10 protein-coding genes are annotated in these 11,336 nt (G+C 42.1%); all 10 read left to right on the top strand.

Annotated features, from left to right (window positions below):
• Positions 1–17 precede the first annotated feature (17 nt).
• The 10 genes from J7Q78_RS07705 (at position 18) to lysS (ending at position 10,823) form a co-directional block, all read left to right on the top strand.
• The gene (locus tag J7Q78_RS07705) at positions 18–1,610 is read left to right on the top strand and encodes a putative polysaccharide biosynthesis protein (protein ID WP_208422596.1); all 1,593 of its coding nucleotides are present in this window, start codon (positions 18–20) and stop codon (positions 1,608–1,610) included.
• Positions 1,610–1,876: an RNA-binding S4 domain-containing protein gene (locus tag J7Q78_RS07710; protein ID WP_154243094.1), complete on the top strand. Its 267-nt coding sequence runs from the start codon at positions 1,610–1,612 to the stop codon at positions 1,874–1,876. The genes J7Q78_RS07705 and J7Q78_RS07710 overlap by 1 nt, the downstream gene beginning before the upstream one ends.
• Positions 1,877–2,031: 155 nt before the next feature.
• Positions 2,032–2,430, top strand: a complete 399-nt coding sequence (locus J7Q78_RS07715; protein ID WP_208422595.1) for an FtsB family cell division protein — start codon at positions 2,032–2,034, stop codon at positions 2,428–2,430.
• Positions 2,431–2,549: 119 nt separating this feature from the next.
• Complete coding sequence (locus J7Q78_RS07720) at positions 2,550–2,990, top strand: S1 domain-containing RNA-binding protein (protein ID WP_004270775.1); 441 nt, start codon at positions 2,550–2,552, stop codon at positions 2,988–2,990.
• A 96-nt stretch (positions 2,991–3,086) separates the two neighbouring features.
• Entirely contained in the window at positions 3,087–4,457 is a 1,371-nt protein-coding gene (tilS, locus tag J7Q78_RS07725) for a tRNA lysidine(34) synthetase TilS (protein WP_208422594.1), read from the top strand.
• Positions 4,458–4,479: 22 nt separating this feature from the next.
• Positions 4,480–5,025, top strand: a complete 546-nt coding sequence (gene hpt, locus J7Q78_RS07730) for a hypoxanthine phosphoribosyltransferase (protein ID WP_154243090.1) — start codon at positions 4,480–4,482, stop codon at positions 5,023–5,025.
• An 88-nt stretch (positions 5,026–5,113) separates the two neighbouring features.
• On the top strand, positions 5,114–7,210 hold the full coding sequence (gene ftsH, locus J7Q78_RS07735) for an ATP-dependent zinc metalloprotease FtsH (RefSeq protein WP_208422593.1): 2,097 nt from the start codon (positions 5,114–5,116) through the stop codon (positions 7,208–7,210).
• A 73-nt stretch (positions 7,211–7,283) separates the two neighbouring features.
• On the top strand, positions 7,284–8,162 hold the full coding sequence (hslO, locus tag J7Q78_RS07740) for an Hsp33 family molecular chaperone HslO (protein WP_208422592.1): 879 nt from the start codon (positions 7,284–7,286) through the stop codon (positions 8,160–8,162).
• Between the two features lie 88 nt (positions 8,163–8,250).
• Positions 8,251–9,240 carry a tRNA dihydrouridine synthase DusB gene (gene dusB / locus J7Q78_RS07745; RefSeq protein ID WP_154243087.1) on the top strand — a complete coding sequence of 330 codons (990 nt, stop codon included), beginning with the start codon at positions 8,251–8,253 and terminating at the stop codon, positions 9,238–9,240.
• Between the two features lie 98 nt (positions 9,241–9,338).
• The gene (lysS, locus tag J7Q78_RS07750; RefSeq protein ID WP_154243202.1) at positions 9,339–10,823 is read left to right on the top strand and encodes a lysine--tRNA ligase; all 1,485 of its coding nucleotides are present in this window, start codon (positions 9,339–9,341) and stop codon (positions 10,821–10,823) included.
• Positions 10,824–11,336 lie beyond the last annotated feature (513 nt).

Here is an 11,336-nt window from a genome sequence, read left to right on the forward strand (position 1 = left end):
GCTAATGGAGGCCAGGCATGCAAAATAAACAGATGCAACATCTGATGAAAGGCGCAGTCGTTTTATCAATCGCGTCGTTTATCGCAAAGGTATTAAGTGCCGTTTATCGGATTCCATTTCAAAATATGGTCGGTAATACCGGCTTTTACGTGTATCAACAAGTCTATCCAATCTATGGGATTGGGATGACGTTTGCGCTCAGTGGCTTTCCGGTTTATATTTCAAAATTAGTTGCTGAGCAGGCTAATCCAGAAGAACAAACGCAATTACTGCGGCGATCATTTGCCTTGTTAGGTATTTTTGGAGCGGCGCTGTTCATTTATTTGCAATATCAGGCACCGAAGATTGCTGGGGCAATGGCCGATCCGGCGTTAACCCCCCTGATTGAAATGGTGTCGTTTATGTTTTTATTAATGCCGTTTTTGGCGGTAACGCGGGGCTACTTTCAGGGTGTTTTCAATATGGTACCGACGGCTGTTTCCCAAGTGGCCGAGCAACTCGTAAGAGTCGTGGTTATCTTGGTGGCGGCATGGTTATCGTTGAAATTACACTGGTCAGTGTATGAAATGGGAACATGGGCGATGTCTGGCGCCTTCTTTGGCGGTTTAGTGGCGACTTATCTGCTATTACGGCCAGCAGAAACCGCTTTTCAACTTAAGACGCCGCATCGTGGCGGTATCGATTTTAAGGCGTATCAACAATTAGCGAAACGTTTAGCAATTGAAGGTGGTTCAATTTGCCTCTTTGCTTCATTGATTGTATTACTACAGTTGGCTGACTCCTTTACGGTAAAAAAAGGCTTAGTGCTCAGCGGGTTATCTGAAGAACTTGCAAAGAATATGAAGGGGATTTTTGACCGTGGACAGCCCCTTGTACAATTAGGGTTAGTCGTGTCACTTGCCTTTTCGTCGACACTGATTCCTAGTTTGTCACAAGCGCGGCAACGAGGGCAACAATATCAATTTCAACAAGTTGCCAAAGCATTGATCCATATTAGCTTAGGCTTGTCGGCAGCAGCAACGACTGGCTTAATGGTTTTGATGCCGCAGATTAATTATTTCTTATTCGGCGACGCTGATGGTAATCGGGCGTTGGTCTGGTATATGTTAAGCATTACAATCATCGCGCTGATTAATGCTTGTAATTCGGTATTACAAAGTCTTGATCAGTTCCATAAAACAACGGTAGCCTTAATCGTCGGGTTAATCGTTAAAGTGGCGATTAATCAGTGGCTTGTACAACACTATCAAATTGTGGGGGCGAGTGTCGGAACTGTCATCAGCCTTAGTGTTGTGTTAGTTTTAATCTTACGGCAGTCACCGGCGGTTGTGCGCCAAGCCCTTGGTTTGCAACGTTTCGCTGGTAAATTACTCGCAATTTGTGCAGTCATGTGGCTGGGGGTGAAGGTTACGCTAGCGTTAGCACCACAATCACTAAGTTCCAGAGGACATGCCGTTTTAGGGACGGGAATTGGCGTTTTCGTTGGCGTTCTCATTTTTGGCGGGTTAGCACTACAATGGCAATTGTTCTCGATTCGGGAATGGTTGACGATGCCGGGGGGCCGGCAACTATTACGCCTTTCGAAAAAAATAAAAAGGAGAACAAAATAATGCGCTTAGATAAATTTTTGAAAGTATCACGAATCATCAAACGACGCTCAGTCGCTAAAGAAATTGCGGATAAGGGCCGAATCATGATTAATGATCGCCCAGCAAAATCGTCAAGTAACGTTATTGTGGGCGATAAACTTGAAATTGGGTTTGGTAATAAGACAATGATTGTCCGTATCACACAGATTATTGAAACCACCAAAAAAAGCGATGCAGCTGAAATGTATGAAATTTTGGCAACCAACCAAACTGAAAACTTCGATTAGTGAAAAAACACTAGCCTGATGTATACGGGCTAGTGTTTTTTTGACTTTTGTTGAGCCGCTTAATAAAAGTCGTTAAGAATCTAGGATGTTAGTTGACGACCTTTTTGTGAAATTGCTATAATGAACTTAAATTCTAGGATGGGGGGTACTTCTAAGTGAGTCGAAAAATTGCGAAAATCGAGAATGCATTTACCCAACAACAAACAGCACAAAAAAGTGCGCAAGATAAGGCGACCTACGTTAAGCGTGTGCATAAACGCCGCTTGTGGGCCTTAGGAATTGTTGCAGTGTTAGTCGTCTTAATTTGTGGTGTGCAGATTTTCCAAACCCATCATTCATTGGCTAAGATTAAAGAAGCAACGGCGACTAAAGAAAAGACATTAAAAAAGGCTAAAGCCACTGAATCTGATTTAAAGATTCAAGTCAAGCAACTGCATGATAATGACTATTTAGCCAAATACATTCGGTATAAGTATTACTATTCTAAAGACGGTGAAACCATCTTCAGTTTGCCCCAAGACAAGGCGCCTAATTTGAATCAGCAACAAAAATAATTCAGAATACAACCTTGTTTCAAAGGCAAAGCGTGCTATACTTATTTTATTAAATATCACACTTAAGTGATTAAAAGTTTGACGAGTTCAAACGACCATTTAGGAGGACGTAGTTTTATATGGCAGTTGAAGTTGGTTCAAAAGTTGCTGGTAAAGTAACGGGCATTACGAATTTTGGTGCTTTTGTAGATTTAGGTGAAGGCAAAACCGGGTTGGTCCATATTAGTGAAGTGTCCGATAGTTATATCAAAGATATTCATGATGTTTTAACCGTTGGTGATGAAGTGACGGTGAAGGTTATGTCCGATCAAAACGGTAAGATTGGTTTATCAATCCGTAAGGCCGTTGATCAACCTAAAGTGCAAGAGCATCCGCGCCCTCAAAGTCGTCCAAATAATAATCGCGGTGGATATCGCAAACCAGAGCATTCAAGCGCACCTAAAAAAGAAGGCTTTGATGATTTATTATCAGGGTTCTTAAAAGATAGTGAAGATCGCTTATCAACGATTAAACGCAATACAGAAGGTAAACGTGGCGGCCGTGGCGGTCGTCGTAGTTAATAGAACAGATTGATAAAGGTTGGCTTGAAAGTTTAGTGATAGACTTTCGGGACAACCTTTATTTCGTTTCAAAGTCTGTATCGGAGAGGAAACGGGATGTTAGAACAAGCATTTCAAACACACTTGCAAAAGGAGCAATTCTGGCATGCCGGCGATAAGGTGGTGGTTGCAACATCAACTGGGGTCGATTCGATGGTCTTATTATGGTTATTGAGCCATCTACCCAAGAAATTACGGCCCCAAGTCATTGTCGCCCACGTTAATCATGAATTACGGGCACAAAGTACTGCTGAAGAAGCGTACTTAAGGCGGTTTTGCCAAGAGCATGCACTACCGTTGCACATTCAACATTGGGCACAAGCGAGCCATCCTAAAACAGGGATTGAATCGGCAGCCCGGCACTTTCGCTATGCTTTTTTTCACCAAGTCATGCAAACCGAAGTGGCACATTACTTAGTGACCGCGCATCATGGGGATGATCAACTTGAAACTTTGCTCATGAAATTAGTTCGTAGCGGTGAATTACACGAAATGCGGGGGATTCGGCAAGTCCGGCCATTTAAAACGGGGACGTTAATCCGTCCACTATTACCTTTTAGTAAGCAACAATTGCGTGATTACGCCGATCAAATTGGTTTGGGGTATTACGAAGATCAAACTAATCAGGCACCAACTGTTCTCCGTAATCGGATGCGACATGCAGTGGTGCCACTTTTGAAACAAGAAAATCCGCACTTGATTCAAAATGCTAATCGCTTTAGTCAAAGTTTAATCCAATTGGTGGCTCAGCAAGATGAACTAACAGCGGCATTGCTTCCATTGTTAGCCATCAAAGGACATTCGACGGCAATTGAAGGGCGCTTAGACCAACTTGATGCATTGAACCAACCCCAGCAAAGGGCACTCTGGCAATTGGTGTGGCAGAGATATTTTAAGGCTTTGCCAGCGTTAAAATTAACCCAGTTAATGCAGGTGCAACAATTGTTGGCTAATCCACAAAAACCGCAAGGCCAAGTAGCATTGAACAACGGCGTTATTTTTGAAAAACAGTATCGGTATTTTCGAATCGGTCGCCAACCAACAGCCGATTTCTCAGTTGAAACACGAACATTAACGGTGAATGAATGGTTACGATTAAAAAACGGCGAACAAATTGGCATTTTTGACATTGACCATCTGCCCAATCAAGTCCAGCGACAACAAGTTGTGTGGTTAGCACCAAAGGATTGGCCGCTGCAACTTAGCGCGCTCCAAGCAACAGACCGGATAATGCTTGATAAGACCCATCATAAAACCATTCACCGTTTATGGATTGATACCAAAACACCGCAGTCAAAACGCCAAAACGCATGGGCGATTTGGACCCCAAATCAATTGCTTGGTCGGCCAGATTTACGGATTTCAGCGTTGTTTAATCACGAACAAACTGGTAAAATACGATACATACTATGTTATTTAGAGGATTAAGCAAATTACGGAGGCTGGCACAATGTTAGAACAAGATATTGAACGCGTATTATATTCAAGAGAAGACATCCAAAAGGTTAATAAGCGCCTAGGAAAACAAATTACAGCGGATTATCAAGGTAAAAACCCGCTCTTAATTGGTATCTTAAAGGGTGCAATTGTCTTCATGACGGATTTGATTCGCGAAATTGACCTCCATGTTGAAATCGACTTTATGGATGTGTCGAGTTATGGTGCCGAGACCATCTCGTCGGGTGAAGTTAAAATCATCAAAGATTTAGATACGAGTGTCAAAGGCCGCGACATTATCATTGTTGAAGATATTGTGGATACAGGGCGCACGTTGAATTACCTAATGGCGATTCTTAAAACACGTCAGGCAAATTCCATTAAAGTCTGCACATTAATGGACAAACCAAGCCGGCGAATTGTGCCAGTTCATTCGGATTATGTTGGTATGGAAGTCCCAAATGAATTTGTTGTTGGTTATGGGTTGGACTATGCCGAACGATATCGGAATATGGGGACGATTGGTGTTTTGAAACCTGAAATTTATTCAGATAAATAATTGGTCAATAAAAGTCAGATATGTTATAGTTTAACAGTGTCAAAAGGACACTGTGTCACAAATGATGAGAAGCTTCAGGAGGTCACGTATGAACAACAAAAAGAATGGACTGTTTAGTAATAGTCTGTTTTACATTATTATCTTAGTGGCTTTAGTCGGTGTGTTCTCGTTCTTCATGAACGGCAACGCTGGTTCAGAGTCTAAGGAAGTTCAATCAAGTACATTTTTAAGTGAATTGAAGACCAACAAGGTCAAGTCATTCTCAATTCAACCGACGAATGGTATTTATAAAATTTCTGGAGAATATCGTAAAGCACAAAAAACAGAACAGCCTAAAAAGAATCTTTTAGGACAAAAAACAAAAGCAAGATCAGTAAAACACTTCACAACAACTTTGTTACAAAGTGATTCACAGGTTGGGGAAATGACTAAGTTAGCTGATAAGTCAGCAACCAAGGTTGAAACCCTCCAAGAACCACAATCTGGTTGGTGGGTAAGTATCTTAAGTCTTGTATTACCACTGATCATCATGTTTGGTTTATTCTACATGATGATGGGCCAAGCCGGTCAAGGTGGTGGTCAAGGTGGGCGAATGATGAACTTTGGCAAATCTAAAGCCCAAAAAGCCGATAAGAAGGCTAATAAGGTCCGTTTCTCTGATGTCGCTGGTGCGGAAGAAGAAAAACAAGAATTAGTCGAAGTCGTTGAATTCTTAAAGGATCCACGGAAGTTTGCTGCACTTGGGGCCAGAATTCCAGCGGGGGTACTTTTAGAAGGACCGCCAGGGACTGGTAAGACGTTATTGGCCAAGGCCGTTGCCGGAGAAGCAGGTGTGCCATTTTTCTCAATCTCTGGTTCTGATTTCGTTGAAATGTTTGTCGGTGTCGGTGCAAGCCGGGTCCGTGATTTATTCGAACAAGCCAAAAAAGCAGCACCTTCAATCATCTTTATTGATGAAATTGATGCTGTTGGTCGCCAACGTGGTGCCGGCATGGGCGGTGGTCACGACGAACGCGAACAAACATTGAACCAAATGTTAGTTGAAATGGACGGGTTTACGGGTAACGAAGGCGTTATTGTCATCGCTGCTACTAACCGCTCAGATGTCTTAGATCCGGCGCTTTTACGTCCAGGTCGTTTTGACCGGAAGATCTTAGTTGGTCGTCCAGATGTTAAAGGCCGTGAAGCCATCTTGAAAGTCCATGCCAAGAACAAGCCATTAGCTGCTGATGTTGATTTGAAAGAAATCGCCCAACAAACCCCAGGGTTCGTTGGTGCTGATTTGGAAAACTTATTGAACGAAGCTGCCTTAGTAGCTGCGCGGCGTAGCAAGGCCGATATTGACGCTTCTGATGTTGATGAAGCTGAAGATCGCGTAATTGCTGGTCCTGCTAAGCGCGACCGTGTCATTAATCCAAAAGAACGAGAAACCGTGGCCTACCACGAAGCTGGTCATGCTATCATTGGTTTAGTTCTTAGTGATTCTCGTGTTGTTCGTAAGGTGACAATTGTCCCTCGTGGACGTGCTGGCGGATATGCCATTATGTTACCGAAGAATGATCAGTTCTTAATGAGCAAGAAAGAATTAACCGAACAAATTGTTGGTTTACTTGGTGGACGGACAGCTGAAGAAATTATCTTCAACTCACAATCAACTGGGGCTTCTAACGATTTCGAACAAGCAACGGATATTGCCCGCGGGATGGTTACGCAATACGGGATGACTGATAAGCTCGGGACAGTGGCGCTTGAAAAAGAAGGCCAACCATTCGTTGGAGCAGCTTACGGTCAAGGCCCAGCCTTTTCTGAAACAACTGCGGCTGCAATTGATAGTGAAATTCGCCGGATTATCGACGAAGCGCATCAACGAGCACACGAAATTATCGAAGCTCATCGTGAACAACATAAGTTAATTGCGGAAATGCTCTTGAAGTATGAAACATTAAACGAAAAAGAAATTTTGAGCTTATTCAATGATGGCAAGATGCCTGAAAAGAACGCTGAAGAATTTCCAAGTGAAAAAGCAGCTACTTTTGAAGAAGCGAAGAAGGCCCTTGAAGCAAAAGAAGCCGAAAAAGAAGATTCGGAAAAAGAAACTGATAAAAAGGATGTTACAATCACCCCTGTTGAAGATGATCAAGCAACACCAGACGATGATAATCAACATCCAAACGATGAAGCATAAATTGTTACACCAAAAAGGTCGACACGATGAGTGGTCGACCTTTTTGCATCAATTCATAAAAGAGGTTATTTAGATGACAGATTATTTGATTAAACAAATTTCAGAAGACGGGCAACTCCGTGCTTATGCAGTGAACGCAACGGATGTTGTGACGGACGCTCAAGAAAAGCACGACACATGGTCAACTTCATCAGCAGCCTTTGGGCGGACCATTATCGGGACCCTTTTGTTGAGTGCTGCTGGTTTAAAAGGTGACACGAAGATGACGGTTAGAGTTGAGGGCGACGGCCCGGTTGGCAAAATTGTTGTTGACGGCAATGCACAAGGAACAGTTAAAGGGTATGTGACTAACCCACACGTCAATTTACCGTTGAATGATCAAAATAAAATCGATGTTAAAGGTGGTGTTGGCACAACTGGGACATTAAGTGTTACGAAAGATCTTGGTTTAAAAGAACCGTTTACTGGGCAAGTCCCATTGGTGTCAGGTGAATTGGGAGAAGACTTTACGTACTACCTTGCTAAATCAGAACAGACACCATCAGCTGTTGGTGTTTCCGTTTTCGTTAATGAAGATAATTCAATTGGCGTTGCTGGGGGGTTCATGATTCAAATTCTACCCGGTGCTGATGATCGCTTAATCGATATCTTGGAAGCCCGTTTGAAAGAAATGCCCCTTGTCTCTGAATTACTTCAACAAGGGATGCGCCCAGAAGAAATCATCACCGAAATCGTGGGTGAACTACCTATGAAGACGTTAGAAAAAATGCCGGTTAAATACGAATGTGACTGTTCAAAGGAGCGCTTCGCCAAAGCGCTCAGTTCAGTCGCCCCTGTGGATTTACAACAATTGATTGATGAAGATCATGGGGCAGAAGCGGTTTGCCGGTTCTGTGGTAAGAAATATCAATTTACAGAAGCAGAACTTAAGACCATCTTAGCTGCACAATAGTGGCGGCAAAAATTTTTGCCTGATTACTATTTTTTTGCTATGATAATTTGGATATTGTCGGAAGACACGAAGGGAATGGGTTGGCATTATGACATGGCAAATAGGAGACGTGACGATTCCAAATCAAGTAGTCGTCGCACCAATGGCTGGTATTACAAACGCAGCATTTCGCGTAACTGCAAAGGAGTTTGGTGCAGGCTTAGTAGTCTGTGAAATGATTAGTGATCGCGGGATTATGCATAATAATCAAAAGACAATGAGTATGATGTTTGTTGACCCTAACGAACATCCGGTCAGCATTCAAATCTTTGGTGGTTCAAAGGACACATTAGTCGAAGCTGCTAAATTTGTGGATCAGCATACACAAGCTGATATTATCGATATTAATTTGGGCTGTCCAGTGAATAAAGTCGTTAAGACGGATGCTGGGGCCCGTTGGTTATTAGATCCGAATAAAGTTTATGAAATGGTCTCATACGTAACTGATGCTGTGAAAAAACCGGTGACGGTTAAGATGCGGACCGGCTGGGACGAAGATCACATTTTTGCTGTCGAAAATGCACTGGCTGCCGAACGGGCTGGTGCTTCAGCACTTGCAATGCATGGTCGGACACGGAAACAAATGTATACTGGTAAAGCTGATTGGAACATTTTAAAACAAGTCAAATCTGAATTAACAATTCCATTTATGGGTAACGGTGATGTCCGGACGCCCCAAGATGCGAAACGCATGCTAGACGAAGTGGGGGCTGATGCTGTAATGATTGGCCGGGCCGCACTCGGGAATCCATGGATTTTAAGTCAAGTGGAAACATATTTGCGAACTGGGGAATTGATTGGTGAGCCAACACCACGAGAAAAAATTGCAACGGCTAAATTGCAGTTACATCGGTTAGTCGAACTTAAAGGTGAAAACGTGGCTTGTCGTGAATTTAGACAACAAGCTGCTTACTACTTGAAAGGGATTCCCCGGGCGGCTAAAACCAAAGCAGCGGTTAACGAAGTGGAAACTGAACAAGCCGTTGGTGATATTTTAGACCGGTTTGTAGAAGAAACAGAAGCAAGAATGGCAAATTAGGTTTCTTATGGCGGTATTTTCGTGTTAAAATCAACATTAATAGATAATTGAATGTATGGAGGAATTGTCAGTTGGGACAAAAAGATAATCAAAGAGAGATGAACGACCAACTAAAGGTCCGGCGTGAAAAGCTACAATTGTTAAAAGACGAAGGAATTGATCCTTTTGGTAGTCGTTTTGACAGAACACATATGGCTGCGGAATTACACAGTGAGTATGAAGCAATTGAAAAAGACGAACTAGATGCTAAGCATCTTGAAGTTACAATTGCAGGACGGATGATGTCTAAACGGGGGAAAGGGAAAGTCGGCTTTGCTGATATTCGTGACCGTTCAGGTAAGATCCAAATTTACGTACGTAAAGATGAAGTTGGTGAAGAGAACTATTTAATTTTCAAAAAAGCCGACTTAGGTGACCATCTAGGGATTACTGGTCAAATCATGAAAACTGACATGGGTGAGTTAACTGTTAAGGCAACGCACCTAACTTTCCTATCAAAAGCATTACGGCCATTACCAGATAAGTTCCATGGTTTAACGAATGTGGAACAAATCTATCGACAACGTTATTTAGATTTAATTGCAAATCCAGAGAGTTTGGAGCGCTTCACGAAACGGAGCAAGATTGTTTCTGCAGTACGTGAATATTTAGATAACAACGGTTTTACTGAAGTTGAAACACCAGTCTTGCATGGTCAAGCTGGTGGTGCGTCAGCGCGGCCGTTTATTACACATCATAATGCGCTAGACATTAATTTGTACTTGCGGATTGCGCTTGAACTCCATTTAAAACGATTAATCGTTGGTGGAATGGAACGGGTTTATGAAATTGGCCGGGTATTTCGGAACGAAGGAATTGATACGAAACATAATCCTGAATTCACAATGCTCGAAACCTATGCTGCATATTTTGATTACAAAGATGTTATGGATGAAACAGAAGGTATCATCCGGTTTGCAGCTCACAAGGTCTTAGGAACTGGTCAAATTTCATACCAAGGTCAGGCAATTGATCTTGATCATGATTTTGCTCGGGTCCACATGGTCGATGCGATTAAGGAAAAGACGGGTGTCGACTTCTGGCAACCAATGACTGTTGAAGCAGCGCAAGAATTAGCTGATCAACACCACGTAAAGTATGAACCATACTGGCAAGTGGGGCACATTATCAATGCATTCTTTGAAGAATTTGTGGAAGATACATTGGTGCAACCAACCTTTATCTATGGGCATCCAGTTGAAATCTCACCATTGGCTAAGAAAAATGCCGAAGATGATCGTTTTACAGATCGTTGGGAATTGTTTATGCACGGTAACGAATATGCCAATGCGTTTACTGAATTAAACGACCCAATCGACCAACGGCAACGTTTTGAAGCACAAGCTAAGGAACGAGAAAATGGAAACGATGAAGCTGAAGGAATCGATGAAGATTATATTGAAGCGTTAGAATATGGGATGCCACCAACTGGCGGACTTGGAATTGGAATTGATCGGTTAGTGATGTTACTAACTGATGCTGCATCAATTCGAGATGTTTTATTATTCCCAACAATGCGCCCAGAACACAATAATAACGACTAAGACGCGAGAAGCCCGCAAGCAAATCATTTGCTTGCGGGCTTTTTTTATTGAAAAAAGTGTACCAATTTTTTAGCGTTTTTTTTTGAAATTTTGGTAAATTTTCGGTATATTATGGCATTTTTGTGAGTTGCTCGTTAAATAGTTCATTTATTTGCATAAATTGCGGATACTAGCGACTGTTTAGATTATGAAAGTTCATAAATAACAGTTGAGATTAATAGTTGACGAACGGCTAGAGAACTGATATAGTATTCTATGTTGTCAGCGAGATAAAGTATGATTACTAATGCGTCAGCTAATTAAATCGTTTTGAATATTTATTCAGAAAATATTTAAAAATGCTTGACAGTATTGGTTAGAAATGATATATTAATTAAGCTGTTTCGACACAGTAGACCTTTGAAAACTGAACAAAGTTTCGACAAACCAAATGTGTAGGGTCGCCCTTCGGGGCACAAAACATATTTGCGAAGTCAATTTCGCTAGCAAATAAATTAAGTAACAAAACAAGAG

It is taken from the genome of Latilactobacillus fragifolii (assembly GCF_905332535.1).
Classification (GTDB): domain Bacteria; phylum Bacillota; class Bacilli; order Lactobacillales; family Lactobacillaceae; genus Latilactobacillus; species Latilactobacillus fragifolii.